16 protein-coding genes and 1 pseudogene are annotated in these 16,269 nt (G+C 51.9%); 11 read left to right on the plus strand and 6 right to left on the minus strand.

From position 1 onward, the window contains the following. The first annotated feature begins 147 nt into the window (after window positions 1–147). Window positions 148–816 carry a DUF3313 domain-containing protein gene (locus tag OGX95_RS16445; protein ID WP_286630206.1) on the plus strand — a complete coding sequence of 223 codons (669 nt, stop codon included), beginning with the start codon at window positions 148–150 and terminating at the stop codon, window positions 814–816. 39 nt (window positions 817–855) lie between these two features. Here the strand turns inward: OGX95_RS16445 and OGX95_RS16450 are convergent, their stop codons facing one another. Then, entirely contained in the window at window positions 856–1,764 is a 909-nt protein-coding gene (locus OGX95_RS16450) for a DMT family transporter (RefSeq protein WP_286630207.1), read from the minus strand. Between the two features lie 184 nt (window positions 1,765–1,948). Between OGX95_RS16450 and OGX95_RS16455 the strand changes: the two genes are divergently transcribed. Continuing rightward, a complete protein-coding gene (locus tag OGX95_RS16455; RefSeq protein WP_286630208.1) occupies window positions 1,949–2,818 on the plus strand; it encodes a helix-turn-helix domain-containing protein in 870 nt (289 codons plus the stop codon). On the opposite strand, the gene OGX95_RS16460 is transcribed toward OGX95_RS16455, so the two are convergent. Beyond that, complete coding sequence (locus OGX95_RS16460; RefSeq protein ID WP_286630209.1) at window positions 2,801–3,967, minus strand: benzoate/H(+) symporter BenE family transporter; 1,167 nt, start codon at window positions 3,965–3,967, stop codon at window positions 2,801–2,803. The two genes, OGX95_RS16455 and OGX95_RS16460, sit on opposite strands and share 18 nt — an antisense overlap. A gap of 104 nt (window positions 3,968–4,071) precedes the next feature. Here OGX95_RS16460 and OGX95_RS16465 point away from each other — a divergent pair, with 104 nt between their 5' ends. Continuing rightward, entirely contained in the window at window positions 4,072–4,608 is a 537-nt protein-coding gene (locus tag OGX95_RS16465; RefSeq protein ID WP_286630210.1) for a helix-turn-helix domain-containing protein, read from the plus strand. A gap of 78 nt (window positions 4,609–4,686) precedes the next feature. Continuing rightward, window positions 4,687–6,648, plus strand: a complete 1,962-nt coding sequence (locus tag OGX95_RS16470; RefSeq protein WP_286630211.1) for a peptidase U32 family protein — start codon at window positions 4,687–4,689, stop codon at window positions 6,646–6,648. Here the strand turns inward: OGX95_RS16470 and OGX95_RS16475 are convergent. From OGX95_RS16475 to OGX95_RS16490, 4 genes are all read right to left on the minus strand, one after another. Next, complete coding sequence (locus OGX95_RS16475; RefSeq protein WP_286630420.1) at window positions 6,645–6,875, minus strand: DUF2554 family protein; 231 nt, start codon at window positions 6,873–6,875, stop codon at window positions 6,645–6,647. The genes OGX95_RS16470 and OGX95_RS16475 overlap by 4 nt on opposite strands. Before the next feature lie 188 nt (window positions 6,876–7,063). Further along, window positions 7,064–7,189 carry a DUF2474 domain-containing protein gene (locus OGX95_RS16480; RefSeq protein ID WP_124021191.1) on the minus strand — a complete coding sequence of 42 codons (126 nt, stop codon included), beginning with the start codon at window positions 7,187–7,189 and terminating at the stop codon, window positions 7,064–7,066. Further along, entirely contained in the window at window positions 7,189–8,199 is a 1,011-nt protein-coding gene (gene cydB, locus OGX95_RS16485; RefSeq protein ID WP_286630212.1) for a cytochrome d ubiquinol oxidase subunit II, read from the minus strand. The genes OGX95_RS16480 and cydB overlap by 1 nt, the downstream gene beginning before the upstream one ends. Then, on the minus strand, window positions 8,199–9,602 hold the full coding sequence (locus OGX95_RS16490) for a cytochrome ubiquinol oxidase subunit I (RefSeq protein ID WP_286630213.1): 1,404 nt from the start codon (window positions 9,600–9,602) through the stop codon (window positions 8,199–8,201). Before OGX95_RS16490 ends, cydB begins: the two co-directional genes overlap by 1 nt. Before the next feature lie 263 nt (window positions 9,603–9,865). Here OGX95_RS16490 and OGX95_RS16495 point away from each other — a divergent pair. The 7 genes and pseudogenes from OGX95_RS16495 to OGX95_RS16525 all read left to right on the plus strand — a co-directional run bounded on the left by OGX95_RS16495 (window position 9,866) and on the right by OGX95_RS16525 (window position 16,256). After that, window positions 9,866–10,041: pseudogene (locus tag OGX95_RS16495) on the plus strand (type II toxin-antitoxin system HicA family toxin). A 46-nt stretch (window positions 10,042–10,087) separates the two neighbouring features. Next, window positions 10,088–10,504, plus strand: a complete 417-nt coding sequence (locus tag OGX95_RS16500; protein WP_286630421.1) for a type II toxin-antitoxin system HicB family antitoxin — start codon at window positions 10,088–10,090, stop codon at window positions 10,502–10,504. Between the two features lie 93 nt (window positions 10,505–10,597). Beyond that, a complete protein-coding gene (locus OGX95_RS16505) occupies window positions 10,598–12,007 on the plus strand; it encodes an aminotransferase-like domain-containing protein (RefSeq protein WP_286630214.1) in 1,410 nt (469 codons plus the stop codon). 329 nt (window positions 12,008–12,336) lie between these two features. Further along, window positions 12,337–13,482, plus strand: coding sequence for a putative ABC transporter substrate-binding protein YdcS (ydcS, locus tag OGX95_RS16510; protein ID WP_286630215.1), 1,146 nt, complete (start codon window positions 12,337–12,339; stop codon window positions 13,480–13,482). A 16-nt stretch (window positions 13,483–13,498) separates the two neighbouring features. Next, on the plus strand, window positions 13,499–14,515 hold the full coding sequence (locus tag OGX95_RS16515; protein WP_286630216.1) for an ABC transporter ATP-binding protein: 1,017 nt from the start codon (window positions 13,499–13,501) through the stop codon (window positions 14,513–14,515). Further along, on the plus strand, window positions 14,516–15,460 hold the full coding sequence (locus OGX95_RS16520) for an ABC transporter permease (RefSeq protein ID WP_286630217.1): 945 nt from the start codon (window positions 14,516–14,518) through the stop codon (window positions 15,458–15,460). Further along, window positions 15,450–16,256, plus strand: coding sequence for an ABC transporter permease (locus tag OGX95_RS16525; protein WP_005126751.1), 807 nt, complete (start codon window positions 15,450–15,452; stop codon window positions 16,254–16,256). The genes OGX95_RS16520 and OGX95_RS16525 overlap by 11 nt, the downstream gene beginning before the upstream one ends. The last annotated feature ends 13 nt before the right edge of the window (window positions 16,257–16,269 follow it).

Here is a 16,269-nt window from a genome sequence, read left to right on the forward strand (position 1 = left end):
CTGGCTTAACTCGTTCTGCGTTCAGCATTTTTTGGTGCTGAGCGCAGAGAAAGAATTGTGCGGTCGTTACCATTTTTCGTACATCCAAAATGAAACTGTTTTGCTATCCTTTATAGGCATCATTGCGAAAACTAAAGGGATCGTTTCATGCGTACTCAAACTTTATTTAAAGTTGCAGTGCTTACTGGTCTGTTGGCATTATCGGGCTGTGCGTCAAAAGTGACGCAGCCGGATAAATATTCTGGGTTTTTAAAAGATTATTCTGGCCTGAAGGAAACGAAATCGGCAACAGGACAGCCTGTGCTGCGTTGGGTTGACCCCAACTTCAGTGAGTCCAAATATGACAGTATTGTGTATAACCCTATAACCTATTATCCGATCCCTAAACCAACGACTCAGGTTGGTCAACAGGTGCTGGATAAACTGTTGATCTATACCAATACGCAGATGAAAACCGCCATCAGCAAGCGTAAACCTCTGGTGGCAACGCCAGGGCCACGCAGTCTGATTTTCCGCGGGGCAATCACCGGTGTTGCGACCAGTAAAGAAGGTTTGCAATTCTATGAAGTCGTCCCGGTTGCGTTGCTCGTAGCGGGCACACAAATGGCGACAGGCCACCGTACCATGGATACTCACCTCTATTTTGAAGGTGAGTTGATCGATGCGGCAACCAATAAGCCTGTGATTAAAGTGGTACGTCAGGGTGAAGGCAAGGACCTGAACAACGAAAGTACGCCGATGGCGTTCGAAACGTTGAAGAAAGTTGTTGATGACATGGCGACAGATGCCTCCATGTTTGATGTGAACAAAAAATAATAATGAAGGACGCACCATCTGCGGATGGTGCGTTTTTTTTTATGCCACTCTCCGACGGTACAACAGTTTTCCCATCAAGCCTTCCGGTCGCGCAAACATCACCAGATTTCCCAGCAAAATCAGCACTAAACCGGCAATCGCGTTAGCCTGCCAAACATACCCTTCATACAGTGTTGACAGCGTGAGCGCCACCAGAGGGAAAAGCAACGTACTGTAAGCGGCCTTACTCGGACCGATGCGTCCTACCAGTGTGAAATAAGCGCCGAAGGCAATCACAGAGCCAAAAATAGCCAGATACAACAGCGCGCTAAGGTAGCTAAAAGTCCACTGTGGCGTGAAGTCATCACCACGAACCAGTGCAATGGTGGCAATCAGCAAGGTACCGTATAGCATGGCCCAGCTGTTGGTGGTCATCACCTCCAGCCCTTTTTTCTGATGACGCAGGCTTATCATATTGCCCAGGGAAAAACCAAACGTTCCCAGAGCGCTTAAACCAATACCCAGCAGAAGCGAGTGATTCAGGCCGCTATTAGCCAAATCCTGCCAGAACAGGGTGATGATACCCGTCAACCCCAGCGCCGCGGCGAAATAAAAGCGTAGCGGTGGTTTTTGACCAAAAAATACAAAACTATTCACCGCATTGAACAGCACGGCCATCGAGAAAATTACTGACTCCAGACCGGTGTTAATCCAGGCCGCTGCCGTGTAGAAACACCAGAAATTGAAGCAAAAAACACATCCGCCCTGTAACAGACAAAACAGATGGTCGCGTCCGGAGAGTTTACGCAATTTGCCGCTGAACAGCAGGAGAAGGATCATCACCGAGCTGGCGACCGCAAAGCGCCAAAAGATAGAGACCGGGGCAGCAACAGGCCCTTGCTGCAGGTAAATGGCAATCCATGTCGTTCCCCATATCACGACCACCAGGCAGTACAACAATGCGTTCATACATCTCTCTCATTTTGGTATTTAATTGCACACAGTGTCATGGCTGGCCGGGGTTGGCTTTCATCTGATTGCGGTCGACTTGCAAAATCTTGCGCTTTTTTCTCGCAAACATGAAAAGGAGGCTGTTAACAACATGTAGCTGATATAGACTGAAAGCCTGCTAACTTATTCTGAATGTGATGGTATGTCTCAGCCCTATGGCGCCTTTGAAAACTTACGCAAACATAATGCCGTGCTGCATGAGTCGGTTGCGTTACATTCAGGGATCCAACTGGCGGCGTGGTCAAACAAACGCGACACCATTACCCAATATTGCGATCACCACACGCTCAGCTTATATGTCGCGGATGGCTACGAGAGCTATCACAAGACGGCTGGGGGCTGGAAAAACGGCGGCGGCCCGGATCGCTTCTGCCTGATGCCGAAAGAGAGCGAATCCAGTTGGGATATTCGTGACGATCTCTCCTTTGTACATCTTTATTGTACCGACGCGCATCTACGGGAAGTGGGTGAGAAAGTTTGGGACAAAAGCCCTTATCGCTTCACGCTGGACGAACATACGTTCGGCAGCGATCCGGGGATCACGGCGGTTTATCGCCAGTTTTTACTGGGTAATGACTGGCAACAACCGGCTAATCACCTAACGCTCAGCGCGGCATCGTCGCTGTTGCTGACGCACCTGATTCAACATTACAGCAATGTTCAATGGCGGCCGCCGGTGGTAACCGGTGGGCTTGCGCCAGCGACATTGCGCAACGTGCTGGCCTATATTGACGCGCATCTGGCCTACCCAATGACCCTCAGCGATTTGGCAGGTGAAGCGGCACTGAGCGATTTCCACTTTGCCAGAATGTTTCGCCAGTCGATGAATATGGCCCCGCATCAGTATGTTATGCAACGTCGTATGGCGCTGGCGCAGCAACTGGTCTGTTATTCTTCACGTAGTTTGTCGGATATCGCGATGGCTTGCGGATTCAGTTCAGCAAGCCATTTTAGCAATCGGTTTAAACAGGTGACGGGCAAGACGCCAACGCAATTACGTGCGTCGCGATAACCTCAGCACGGCATAACATATCCCTCCGGCGATTAATCCCCAGAACGCAGAACCAACCCCCAATAACGTCAAACCACTGGCAGTAACCAGAAAGGTGACGATGGCAGCATCTCGCTCAGCTTCATGAAGCAATGCCTGATACAGACTACCGCTAATCGTACCGAGCAAGGCGAGGCCAGCCAGCATCTGGATCCAGCTTGCCGGCAGAGCGGCCATCAATCCGGTTACCGACCCACCAAACACCCCGGCCAGAAGGTAAAACATCCCGGCAGCGGCAGCGGCTAACCAGCGTCGCTGGGGATCTGGATGCGCATCCGGACTTTGGCAAATTGCGGCGGTGATGGCAGCAATACAGATGGAGTAGACGCCAAAGGGAGAAAACAGTAACGCCAGCAGCCCCGTGAAAATAATCAGCGGTGAAACGGGCAAGGAATAACCTGACGCTTTCATGGTGGCAATGCCTGGGGCATTTTGTGACGCCATGGTCACCAGGAAGAGCGGCAATGCGATGCTTATACTGTGTGCAAGAGAAAAGTGGGGTGCAATGAATTCAGGCATCACCGGAGATAAATTAATGTTATAGGTGACAATGTCACCTTTTAGTCGTGCGATGGCGATACCCACCAGCATTGCAGCAATGACGGCGTATCTGGGTGCGACAACTTTTAACATCAGCCACGCCAGCAGCATGCTGCCGCACAGGAGAAGCGCATTATTAAGGCTATTGAATGCCTGCAAACCAAAACGCAGCAGGATCCCGGCCAGCATTGCCGACGCCAGTGAGTGTGGGATTATCTGCATCAGACGTGCAAACAACCCCGTCACACCACACAGGACTATCAGCGCGTTAGCAACAATAAAAACGCCGATAGCATCCTGAACGGTCACGCCTTGCAGACCCGTAACCAGCAGCGCAGCACCGGGCGTAGACCAGGCGGTCAGGATGGGAGCACGATACCACACTGACAATGCCAGCGTACTCACGCCCATTGCGATTCCCAGTGCGGTCATCCAGCCCGCAATCTGCCCGGTCGTTGCGCCTGCGGCTATCGCCGCTTGCCAGATGATGGCTGCTGAGCTTGCATAGCCGACCAGCACGGCAACAAAACCGGATAAAACGGTGGGCAAAGGGATTGATACTGTGCGCATAGTGACTCCGCGTGCGTTATAACGGTCATTCACTGTAGCACTGTGCGTTATAGCGTACAAGTGATAAGCTGATGGACAGAAACAGGAGATAGAGGAAGGCGACAATGGACAATTTAACCCACCATCTGGCTACCACGCTCCGGACATTACGTCACCAGCGGGAATGGAGTCTGTCGCGTCTGGCAGAGGAAACCGGCGTATCCAAGGCCATGTTGGGGCAGATAGAACGCAATGAATCCAGTCCAACAGTGGCGACGCTATGGAAAATTGCCACCGGACTGAACGTGCCGTTTTCGACGTTTATTTCACCACCAGAGTCAGAAGGCACAGCGACTTTTGATCCCGAGCAGCAGGCAATGATAGTGACACCCTTGTTTCCATGGGATCCACAACTCTGCTTTGACCATTTTTCAATATTGCTGGCACCGGGGGCGTTGAGTGAATCTACACCGCATGAAACCGGTGTGATTGAGCACGTCGTGGTGATTAGTGGCCTGCTGGATATGTGCATTGATGGGCAGTGGCGAACCATCAAATCAGGCGAGGGTGTCCGTTTTGCGGGTGATACTGCACATAGTTACCGTAACAGCAGCGAACAGACAGTTCACTTTCATTCCCTGATCCATTACCCACGCGGTTAATCGGGAAAACTATTCCGAAATGCCGCGCTTCTGACTACAATAGCCGCCATTTTACCGCTTGTGGATGGTAACAACTGTATGCGCCAGCAACCTCATCACCTTGAATTGTTAAGCCCGGCTCGTGATACCGCCATTGCGCGCGAAGCCATTTTGCACGGCGCGGATGCCGTATATATTGGCGGTCCCGGTTTTGGTGCGCGTCACAACGCCAGTAACAGCCTGAAAGACATCGCTGAACTGGTGCCATTCGCTCATCGATATGGGGCGAAAATCTTTGTGACGTTGAACACGATTTTGCATGATGATGAGCTGGAACCTGCTCAGCGGTTAATTACCGACTTGTATCAGACTGGCGTGGATGCGCTGATTGTGCAGGATATGGGGATTATGGAGCTGGATATCCCGCCGATTGAACTGCATGCCAGCACCCAGTGTGATATTCGCAGCGTCGAGAAGGCGAAGTTTCTTTCTGACGTCGGATTCACACAGATTGTGCTGGCGCGCGAACTGAGCCTTGAGCAAATTCACGCGATTCATCAGGCGACGGACGCGACGATCGAGTTTTTCATCCACGGTGCGTTATGCGTTGCCTATTCAGGCCAGTGTTATATCTCTCATGCGCAAACCGGGCGCAGCGCTAACCGCGGCGACTGTTCACAAGCCTGCCGACTACCGTATACCCTGAAAGACGATCAGGGTCGGGTGGTGTCGTATGAAAAACACCTGCTGTCGATGAAAGATAATGATCAGACCGCCAACCTCGGTGCGTTGATTGATGCCGGAGTACGTTCCTTCAAAATTGAAGGACGCTACAAAGACATGAGCTATGTGAAAAACATCACTGCACATTATCGGCAGATGCTGGATGCCATCATCGAAGAACGCGGCGATCTGGCTCGTTCATCTGCAGGTCGCACTGAGCATTTCTTCACGCCATCTACAGAGAAAACGTTCCACCGCGGCAGCACTGACTATTTTGTAAATGCCCGTAAAGGCGACATCGGGGCATTCGACTCACCTAAATTCATTGGCTTACCAGTGGGTGAAGTACTGAAGGTGGCGAAGGATTATCTTGATGTCGAGGTGACGGAACCACTGGCAAACGGGGATGGCCTGAACGTATTGATTAAGCGTGATGTGGTTGGATTCCGTGCCAATACGGTAGAGAAAACGGGGAATAATCGTTATCGGGTATGGCCAAATGAAATGCCAACGGACCTGCACAAAGTGCGGCCGCACCATCCGCTCAATCGCAATCTCGATCATAACTGGCAGCAGGCGTTAACCAGGACATCCAGCGAACGCCGTGTCGCGGTTGATATTGAATTGGGCGGCTGGCAGGAACAATTGATCCTGACGTTGACCAGTGAAGATGGCGTGAGTATCACCCATACGCTGGATGGCCAGTTTGCAGAAGCGAACAATGCCGAAAAAGCGTTGAGTAACTTGCAGGAGGGTCTGGCAAAACTTGGCCAGACGCTGTACTACGCCCGCGATATTCAGGTGAATCTGCCGGGTGCGCTGTTTGTTCCGAATGGTCAACTCAATCAACTTCGCCGCGAAGCTATCGACATGCTGGATACTGCGCGTCTGGAAAACTACCCGCGTGGCAGTCGTAAACCCGTTGCCCAGCCGGCGCCGGTCTATCCGCAGACGCATCTGAGTTTTCTGGCAAACGTCTATAACCATAAAGCGCGTGAGTTTTACCACCGTTATGGTGTCCAGTTGATTGATGCAGCATATGAAGCGCATGAAGAAAAGGGCGATGTTCCGGTGATGATTACCAAGCACTGCCTGCGTTTTGCATTCAATTTGTGTCCGAAACAGGCAAAAGGGAATATCAAAAGCTGGAAAGCCACACCGATGCAATTGGTGAATGGCGATGAAGTGCTGACGCTGAAATTTGATTGCCGACCGTGCGAAATGCACGTTATCGGCAAGATGAAACACCACATTCTGAAAATGCCATTGCCGGGCAGCGTAGTGGCTTCTGTCAGCCCTGATGAGCTGATGAAAACACTGCCGAAGCGGAAAGGCTAACTCAGGTGTGTATCTGGCTTGCGTGATTTTTGCCAGTGATGGTGTTCGCGAAGATCGGCGGCGGATTCTTCCGCCGTCACTCTCAGCTCATCGCTGTCAGCCGTATGGCGTAATAAATGATCGGCATCCTGTACCTGAAGATATTCATGTCCCTGATGAGTAGCGAAAAGCTGGCCGGAGAAAAGCGCGCTGACCAGCAATAACACCGTTAACCCTTTCTTAAACATCATGCACCCTCTGGCACGTTAGCTGTGGACGTGGCGATAATTTCGCCGGGTGACTATTCAATAATTTAATCGCTGTAAAGGCAATCGTCCGTTGCGTAAAATCGAGAGTTATTGCGCATTTGTTTAATAAGTGTGGGCAGTGAGTTCGCCGGGAAGTGCAGGCCCCGCCCGGCTTTTATTCATGTTTATCAGGACTTAAAGCCTGCTGCGGTCATCAGTAGGCGAAAGAACATACCGACGGCGGCCAGAGCCAATACGCTTCCCCCCCACAGGATCACCAACCACATCAGACGTTTCCAGATTGATTGTTCCATCAATGATACCCCTCACCATGTTGAACTTTGCCGCGAAAGACGTAGTAGCTCCAGAAGGTGTACACCAGAATGATCGGGATAATCAGTAGCGCGCCCACCAACATAAAGCCCTGGCTTTGTGTTGGCGCCGCGGCCTGCCAAAGGGTAATAGACGGCGGAATAATATGTGGCCAGATACTGATCCCCAGCCCGCTGAAACCGAGGAAAATTAAACCCAGCGTCAACATAAATGGCAGGGCATGACTATGTTGCTGGCCCAGAGAACGCCACAGCCACAGGCTGATGAGTGCGACCAGCAGCGGAACCGGCATCAGGAACCACAGATTTGGCAGGCTAAACCAACGATCGGCAATCGCACTGTGTGCCAGCGGTGTCCACAAACTGATAATGACAATGACGACCAGCAGCGCCAGCAGCAGTTTTATTGCCACACTGCGCATTTTATCCTGTAGCGGGTTTTCGCTTTTCATTACCAGCCATGTTGCGCCAAGCAGCGCGTAGGCCACGACGAGCCCCAGCCCGCAAAACAGCGTGAAAGGCGTTAGCCAGTCAAACGGACCGCCGCTGTAGCTGCGGCCAGTAACGGAAAATCCATTGAGAACCGCACCCACAACCACGCCCTGGGTAAACGTGGCAAGAATTGACCCCCCCAGAAAGGCTTTATCCCAGAACGGTCGGTGTGCAGGCGTGGCTTTGAAACGAAACTCAAAGGCCACGCCACGAAAAATCAGGCCAATCAGCATCAGGGTGAGTGGGATCGTCAGGGCATCGACAATGACCGCATAGGCCAGAGGAAATGCGCCAAACAATCCTGCGCCGCCCAGTACCAGCCAGGTTTCATTCCCATCCCATACTGGTGCGACGCTGTTGACCATCACGTCACGGTCATCAGCATCCTGAATGGCGGGGAATAAGATACCGATCCCGAGATCAAAGCCGTCCATCACGATATACATCAGCGTGGCGAACACGATAATAACGAACCAGATAACTGATAAATCAATACCCATTAGCGATGAGCCTCAGCTTGAGAATCGAGGACGGCAGCGGAAAGCGGCCGTGCAGGTGTGCCGGTTGGCGGAAGGGTCGGATCATCTTCCTGTGGCCCTTTACGGATCAGGCGAATCATGTAGCTATAACCCACGCCGAAGACCGAACTGTAAACCACAAAGAAAGCCAGCAGGCTGATGCTCATATGCAAATCACCATGTGCGGAAACCGCATCCGCTGTGCGTTGCAAACCGTAAACCACCCACGGCTGACGACCAACTTCGGTGGTGACCCAACCGGCCAGAATAGCGATCAGACCAGACGGCCCCATCCACAGCGCGAAACGCAGGAAGGGACGTGAGGTATACAGGCGTTGCTTGTAACGTAACCACAAGGCGAATGTGCCCAACAGGATCATCAGCATGCCAAGCCCCGCCATGATGCGGAACGACCAAAACACCATGGTGGAATTGGGCCGGTCTTCTTTAGGAAACTCTTTTAGCGCCGGGACCTGTTTATCCAGGCTGTGAGTCAGGATTAGGCTTCCCAGCGCCGGAATTTCCAGCCCATAGCGGGTACGCTCTTGCGCCATATCTGGCCAACCGAACAATAGCAGCGGAGTGGGTTCGCCGGGCGGGTTTTCCCAGTGCCCCTCGATGGCGGCAATTTTGGCAGGCTGATGCTCAAGCGTATTCAACCCGTGCATATCGCCAATCAACGCCTGCAACGGGGCGACGATTAACGTCATCCACAGCGCCATAGAAAACATGGCGCGAATAGCCGGGGTGTTATTCCCGCGTAATAAATGCCATGCCCCTGACGCTGCGACAAACAGCGCGCTGCTCAGGAAGGCGGCGACCGACATATGCAGCAGGCGATAAGGGAATGACGGGTTGAAAATAACGGCAAACCAGTCCACAGGAACGACCTGTCCATTGACTATTTCATAGCCCTGTGGGGTTTGCATCCAGCTGTTGGAGGCCAGTATCCAGAAGGTAGAAATAATTGTCCCCAGCGCAACCATGCAAGTCGCGAAGAAGTGCAGGCCCGGCCCCACACGGTTCCAGCCAAACAGCATTACGCCGAGGAAGCCTGCTTCGAGGAAGAAGGCGGTTAACACTTCATAGGTCAGCAGTGGCCCGGTGATGCTCCCGGCAAACTCGGAGAAACCACTCCAGTTGGTGCCAAACTGGTAGGCCATGACGAGACCTGATACCACACCCATACCAAAGTTAACGGCAAAGATTTTGGACCAGAAATGATACAGCGAACGCCAGGTCGGATTTTTGGTTTTCAGCCACAGTCCTTCAAGTACCGCCAGATAGCTGGCAAGACCGATAGTTATGGCAGGAAAGATGATGTGAAAGGATACCGTAAACGCGAACTGGATCCTCGCCAGGTGAAACGCGTCAAGACCGAACATGCTTAACTCCGCAGGCAAAATTGATTTAGCGCAATTCTAAGCCTGAGGAGCATAAGGGGGCAGAAACAGAACAGTTCTTTTTACCCATAACAGTTGCATCAATAGTGTCAGTTAACAGACCTGATATGGGATCTGGAATGTGCATTCCGATCCGGACACACCATCCTCCCCATGACATCGATTTTTCGCTATGAATAACAAAACAACGGAAAAGTAAACATAAATGTTTACTTTTTATGTATCCTGGTCAATAGGGAGGCGCAGTGAAGCAAAGTGAGTTCAGATGCTGGCTTGAATCTCAGGGCGTTGAAGTAACGCAGGGTGCAAATCACTTGAAGCTGAGATACAGGGAAAGCGAAGCGTTATGCCCAGACATCCTGGTGATGAAATAAAAGAAGCCTTGCGAAAAGCCATTCTTAAGCAGTTTGGTTTGTATTAAACATCACTGTTATAAGGCTAATTACATGAGAGATTTTACAGAAATTATGCGCTATCCCGTCAATATCACCCCTGCGGAAGAAGGTGGCTTTGTGGTTTCGTTTCCTGATGTTCCTGAAGCATTAACTCAGGGCGATACCCGCCATGAAGCGCTGCTGGCCGCACAGGAGGCACTGGTCACTGCATTTGAATTTTACTTCGATGACAATGAACCCATCCCGTTGCCTTCGGCGGTTGATCCCGCTGATGACTATGTCGAAATTCCCCTTAGCGTTGCGTCCAAGGTTCTTCTGTTAAATGCCTTCCTCGAATCAAATATCACGCAACAGGAACTGGCGAGCAGAATCGGCAGGCCAAAGCAGGAAATCACGCGTTTATTCGATTTAAAGCATGCAACGAAAATTGATGCTGTTCAGGTAGCGGCACGGGCGCTAGGGAAAGCACTCTCGTTGACTATGTTGTAAAGCTGTTAACTATAACAGTTATCAAAAATTTATGATTTATGTAAACTGATATACACAGAGGCTATTGCCTACACCGGTTATCAGGACAAAAAAATGAAGAAGTACCAGCGACTGGCGGAGCAAATTCGCGATCAAATCGCGTCTGGCGTATGGCAACCGGGCGATCGGTTGCCCTCTTTGCGCGAGCAGGTGGCAAGCAGCGGGATGAGTTTTATGACCGTGGGGCATGCCTACCAACTGCTGGAAAGCCAGGGGCGGATCATTGCCCGGCCACAGTCGGGTTATTATGTTGCTGCGCGTCCCGAGCGCGAAAACGTCGTGCCGCAGGTACAGGTCATGCGCGATGAAGCCGTGGATATCAACACCTACATCTTTGACATGCTGCAGGCCAGTCGTGATGCTTCAGTGATGCCGTTTGCATCCGCTTTCCCCGATCCACGTTTATTTCCGCTTCAGCAGCTTAATCGTTCGCTGGCTCAGGTGAGTAAAACAGCTACCGCCATGAGTGTTATCGAAAACCTGCCGCCAGGGAATGATGAACTGCGTCATGCTATTGCCCGTCGTTATGCGCAACAGGGAATGACCCTTTCCCCGGATGAAATTGTAATCACCACCGGCGCACTTGAAGCGCTTAACCTGAGCCTGCAGGCCGTCACCGAGCCGGGGGACTGGGTGATTGTCGAGAACCCGTGTTTTTACGGCGCATTGCAGGCTCTGGAGCGATTGCGCCTGAAGGCGTTGTCCGTTGCCACCGACGTGAAGGAAGGAATCGACCTTGTCGCACTGGAGCAGGCACTCCAGGAGTACCCGGTCAAAGCCTGCTGGCTGATGACCAACAGCCAAAATCCGCTGGGTTTTACGCTCAGCGCACAGAAAAAAGCCCATCTGGTCGCATTACTGGAAAAATACAATGTGATGCTGATTGAAGATGATGTTTACAGCGAACTCTATTTTGGCCGGGAGAAACCACTGCCGGCTAAAGCCTGGGATCGAGGGGACAGGGTGTTGCACTGTTCATCTTTCTCGAAATGTCTGGTCCCCGGCTTTCGCATCGGCTGGGTTGCTGCCGGGAAACATGCCCGTCGTATTCAGCGACTCCAGTTGATGAGCACCTTATCCACCAGTTCCCCAATGCAGCTTGCGCTGGTGGACTACCTGTCGACCCGGCGTTATGACGCGCATTTGCGACGGCTGCGTCGTCAACTGGCGGAACGCAAACAGCAGGCCTGGCAAACGCTGCTGCGTCATCTTCCGGCGGAGGTCAAAATACACCATAACGACAGCGGCTATTTTCTGTGGCTCGAACTGCCAGAACCGTTGGATGCGGGGGAGCTCAGCACCCAGGCGCTGGCGCACCACATCAGCATTGCACCCGGTAAGATGTTTTCAACCTCAGGGGCATGGTCACGTTTCTTTCGTTTTAATACCGCATGGCACTGGGGAGAACGTGAAGAACTGGCGGTTAAACAGCTTGGAAAATTAATTCGCGAGATGATGAAATAAAACTGAATGTGCTATTCAATATAAAAGAATAGCGCATTCTTATTTTAGAAATAGTAAATGTTAAATCCTGATGTTATTTATATCAGGTGCCACCATACGAAATATCAATAGTTCTTCCTGGTGCCACCCTGGCACCTAACTCCTTGTCTATACTCCAGAAGATTAAATCACCTTGCTATAACCCGTGGCGTAATGAGCGTTAGCTCACAACCTGATTAAATTTCCTTGCGCCAGCAGGAACGCTTTCAACACCCCGACTATTTTTAGGAAAGGACATATATTTACGGCAAGGCTGCCGCTCAATATTTTTTCGACAGGAGTAAGACGTTATGAGCAAGCAATTTGCCCTCAGTAGCTTGTGTGCACTCAGTATGACGCTGATGACAGCACAGGCAGCCGAACCCCCAACATCATTAGATAAACCGGAAGGGCGCTTGGACATTATTGCCTGGCCGGGTTATATCGAACGCGGCCAAACCGATAAACAATATGACTGGGTTTCGCAGTTTGAGAAGGAAACCGGTTGTGCCGTCAATGTTAAAACAGCGGCCACATCAGACGAAATGGTGAGCCTGATGGCGAAAGGCGGCTATGACCTGGTGACGGCTTCTGGCGATGCGTCACTGCGCCTGATTATGGGCAAACGTGTCCAGCCTATTAATCCTGCGCTTATTCCAAACTGGAAAACTATCGATCCGCGAGTCGTCAAAGGGGAATGGTTTAACGTCGGGGGGAAAGTTTACGGTACTCCGTATCAATGGGGGCCCAACTTGCTGATGTATAACACCAAAACTTTCCCAACGCCGCCAGATAGTTGGAACGTGGTGTTTGTCGAGCAGAAACTTGAGGACGGAAAAAGCAATAAAGGGCGAGTCCAGGCGTACGATGGCCCGATCTATATCGCCGATGCGGCGCTGTTCGTCAAAGCCACTCAACCGCAGTTGGGTATCACCGATCCTTATCAGCTCACCGAGAAACAGTATCAGGCGGTCATCAAAGTCCTGAGCGATCAGCACGCATTGATCCATCGCTACTGGCATGACACCACTGTGCAAATGAGTGACTTCAAAAACGAAGGTGTGGTGGCATCAAGTGCCTGGCCTTATCAGGCTAACGCCCTGAAAGCAGAAGGCCAGCCAATTGCCACGGTTTTCCCGAAAGAGGGCGTTACCGGTTGGGCTGACACGACCATGCTGCATAGCGAAGCGAAGCATCCTGTCTGTGCTTACAAATGGATGAACTGGTCATTAACCCCGAAAGTTCAGGGCGACGTCGCTGCCTGGTTTGGATCTCTGCCGGTAGTCCCTGAAGGCTGTAAAGCCAGCCCGCTGCTGGGTGAGAAAGGCTGTGAAACCAACGGCTATAGTTATTTTGACAAGATTGCTTTCTGGAAAACGCCAATCGCAGAAGGTGGAAAATTCGTTCCTTACAGTCGCTGGACGCAGGATTACATCGCCATTATGGGCGGTCGTTAATTCCGCTGGGGGTTTTATGACGTACGCAGTGGAGTTTCATAATGTCTCGCGTCTGTACGGGGATGTTCGTGCAGTTGATGGGGTAAGTATTGCAATTAATGATGGTGAGTTTTTCTCAATGCTGGGGCCATCCGGCTCCGGCAAAACGACCTGTCTGCGCATGATTGCAGGGTTTGAGCAGCTTTCTGGCGGTTCAATTAAAATTTTTGGTAAGCAAGCCAGTGAATTACCGCCCTGGGAACGGGACGTCAACACGGTGTTTCAGGATTACGCACTATTCCCGCATATGTCGATTCTCGACAACGTGGCTTATGGGCTGATGGTGAAAGGCATTGATAAAAAGCAGCGTCATGCCAGGGCGCGAGAAGCGTTAGATAAGGTTGCGCTCGGTTTTGTCCATGAGCGCAAGCCATCACAACTCTCTGGTGGACAGCGTCAGCGTGTAGCGATTGCCCGTGCGTTGGTTAATGAGCCTCGCGTTTTACTGTTGGATGAGCCACTCGGTGCGTTGGATCTCAAGCTACGCGAACAGATGCAACTGGAGCTGAAAAAACTCCAGCAGTCTCTCGGCATCACCTTTATTTTTGTCACCCACGATCAGGGTGAGGCGCTGTCGATGTCCGATCGTGTGGCGGTATTTAACAATGGCCGTATTGAGCAGGTGGATTCACCACGAGAACTCTACATGCGTCCACGCACGCCGTTTGTGGCGAGTTTTGTTGGGACTTCAAACGTCTTTGACGAAGCGATGTCAGCAAACGTCTGTGGGTTACAGGGTATGTTCTCGCTGCGCCCGGAACACATTCGGCTAAATGATATGGGGGGCGAGGTTCAGGCTCGGGGTGTCATTCAGGCGGTGCAGTACCAGGGGGCGGCGACGCGTTTTGAGCTGAAACTTGCTGGCGGTGAAAAATTGCTGGTTAGCCAGGCGAACCTGACGGGAGAAATGCTGCCGTCGACGCTGTCACCGGGTCAGCAGGTGATGGCATCGTGGTCACGCGATGTCATGGTTCCGTTGGTAGAGGAGAGGTGAATGGCTATGAACGTCATACATTCGCCCGCACAGCCGACAAAGCTTAACCGTATCTCGGGGTTCTTCTGGCGTAATCCAGGGCTTGGGCTGTTTTTACTGCTGCTCGGGCCGTTGATGTGGTTTGGCATCGTCTACTTTGGATCGTTGCTGACGCTGTTGTGGCAAGGTTTTTACACCTTCGACGATTTCACTATGTCGGTGACGCCAGACCTGACGCTGGCGAATCTGCAGGCGCTGTTTAATCCGGCCAATTACGACATCATTGTGCGAACGTTGACAATGGCGGTGGCGGTGACGATTGCCAGCGCCATTCTGGCGTTCCCGATGGCATGGTATATGGCACGTTATACCCGTGGCAAAATGAAAGCCTTTTTTTACATTGCCGTCATGTTGCCGATGTGGGCGAGCTATATCGTCAAAGCCTATGCGTGGACGCTGCTGTTAGCGAAAGACGGCGTGGCGCAGTGGTTTTTAACCCATCTCGGGCTGGAGCCACTGTTGACCGCTTTCCTCACCTTGCCCGCTGTCGGCGGTAATACGTTGTCAACATCGGGATTAGGGCGCTTTCTGGTTTTTGTCTACATCTGGCTTCCCTTTATGATCCTGCCGGTTCAGGCTGCTCTGGAACGGCTTCCACCTTCGCTTTTGCAGGCATCGGCTGATTTGGGGGCGCGTCCTCGCCAAACCTTCCGCTATGTGGTTTTCCCGCTGGCAATACCCGGTATAGCCGCTGGTTCTATCTTTACTTTCTCACTGACGCTGGGTGACTTTATTGTGCCGCAACTGGTGGGACCGCCGGGATATTTCATCGGCAACATGGTGTATTCGCAACAGGGGGCTATCGGCAATATGCCAATGGCGGCGGCATTCACTCTGGTGCCAATTGTCTTAATTGCACTGTATCTGGCGTTCGTGAAGCGTCTGGGAGCTTTTGATGCACTCTGAACGCGCACCCTGGTTACTCAAACTGGCCGCATGGGGCGGGGTTCTTTTTCTGCACTTTCCCATCCTCATCATCGGCACCTATGCTTTTAATACAGAGGAGGCTGCTTTTAGTTTTCCGCCTCAGGGACTGACATTGCGTTGGTTTAGCGTGGCGGCGCAGCGTAGCGATATTCTTGAATCAGTGACGTTGTCACTTAAGATCGCCGCGTTGTCGACAGCAATAGCTCTGGTACTGGGTACGCTGGCGGCGGCTGCGCTGTGGCGCAGGGACTTTTTCGGTAAAAGCGCAATATCGCTGTTGCTGCTATTGCCGATTGCGCTGCCGGGCATTATTACCGGCCTGGCACTGCTGACGGCATTTAAAACCATCAACCTGGAACCGGGTTTTCTCACGATCGTGGTGGGCCATGCGACGTTTTGCGTGGTGGTTGTCTTTAACAACGTCGTGGCGCGTTTTCGCCGCACCTCATGGAGTCTGGTTGAAGCGTCTATGGATCTTGGCGCCAACGGCTGGCAAACCTTTCGTTATGTCGTGCTGCCCAATCTGGCATCAGCACTGCTGGCGGGAGGCATGCTGGCGTTTGCCTTGTCATTCGATGAAATCATCGTGACAACGTTCACCGCCGGACATGAAAGAACACTTCCTCTGTGGCTGCTCAATCAACTGGGCCGTCCACGAGATGTGCCTGTTACCAACGTTGTGGCATTGCTGGTAATGCTGGTAACAACACTGCCAATTTTAGGGGCCTGGTGGCTAACGCGTGAAGGCGACACCGTCGCCGGAAACGGTAAATAAACGACGATATGGG

Origin of the sequence: Citrobacter sp. Cu233 (assembly GCF_030332225.1) — a bacterium.
In the GTDB taxonomy this organism is placed as follows: Bacteria; Pseudomonadota; Gammaproteobacteria; order Enterobacterales; family Enterobacteriaceae; genus Citrobacter.

Coding starts and splice junctions, on each gene's coding strand:
- OGX95_RS16445 (WP_286630206.1), top strand. CDS start 148: ATGCGTACTCAAACTTTATTTAAAGTTGCAGTGCTTACTGGTCTGTTG.
- OGX95_RS16450 (WP_286630207.1), bottom strand. CDS start 1,764: ATGAACGCATTGTTGTACTGCCTGGTGGTCGTGATATGGGGAACGACA.
- OGX95_RS16455 (WP_286630208.1), top strand. CDS start 1,949: ATGTCTCAGCCCTATGGCGCCTTTGAAAACTTACGCAAACATAATGCC.
- OGX95_RS16460 (WP_286630209.1), bottom strand. CDS start 3,967: ATGCGCACAGTATCAATCCCTTTGCCCACCGTTTTATCCGGTTTTGTT.
- OGX95_RS16465 (WP_286630210.1), top strand. CDS start 4,072: ATGGACAATTTAACCCACCATCTGGCTACCACGCTCCGGACATTACGT.
- OGX95_RS16470 (WP_286630211.1), top strand. CDS start 4,687: ATGCGCCAGCAACCTCATCACCTTGAATTGTTAAGCCCGGCTCGTGAT.
- OGX95_RS16475 (WP_286630420.1), bottom strand. CDS start 6,875: ATGTTTAAGAAAGGGTTAACGGTGTTATTGCTGGTCAGCGCGCTTTTC.
- OGX95_RS16480 (WP_124021191.1), bottom strand. CDS start 7,189: ATGGAACAATCAATCTGGAAACGTCTGATGTGGTTGGTGATCCTGTGG.
- cydB (WP_286630212.1), bottom strand. CDS start 8,199: ATGGGTATTGATTTATCAGTTATCTGGTTCGTTATTATCGTGTTCGCC.
- OGX95_RS16490 (WP_286630213.1), bottom strand. CDS start 9,602: ATGTTCGGTCTTGACGCGTTTCACCTGGCGAGGATCCAGTTCGCGTTT.
- OGX95_RS16500 (WP_286630421.1), top strand. CDS start 10,088: ATGCGCTATCCCGTCAATATCACCCCTGCGGAAGAAGGTGGCTTTGTG.
- OGX95_RS16505 (WP_286630214.1), top strand. CDS start 10,598: ATGAAGAAGTACCAGCGACTGGCGGAGCAAATTCGCGATCAAATCGCG.
- ydcS (WP_286630215.1), top strand. CDS start 12,337: ATGAGCAAGCAATTTGCCCTCAGTAGCTTGTGTGCACTCAGTATGACG.
- OGX95_RS16515 (WP_286630216.1), top strand. CDS start 13,499: ATGACGTACGCAGTGGAGTTTCATAATGTCTCGCGTCTGTACGGGGAT.
- OGX95_RS16520 (WP_286630217.1), top strand. CDS start 14,516: ATGGCTATGAACGTCATACATTCGCCCGCACAGCCGACAAAGCTTAAC.
- OGX95_RS16525 (WP_005126751.1), top strand. CDS start 15,450: ATGCACTCTGAACGCGCACCCTGGTTACTCAAACTGGCCGCATGGGGC.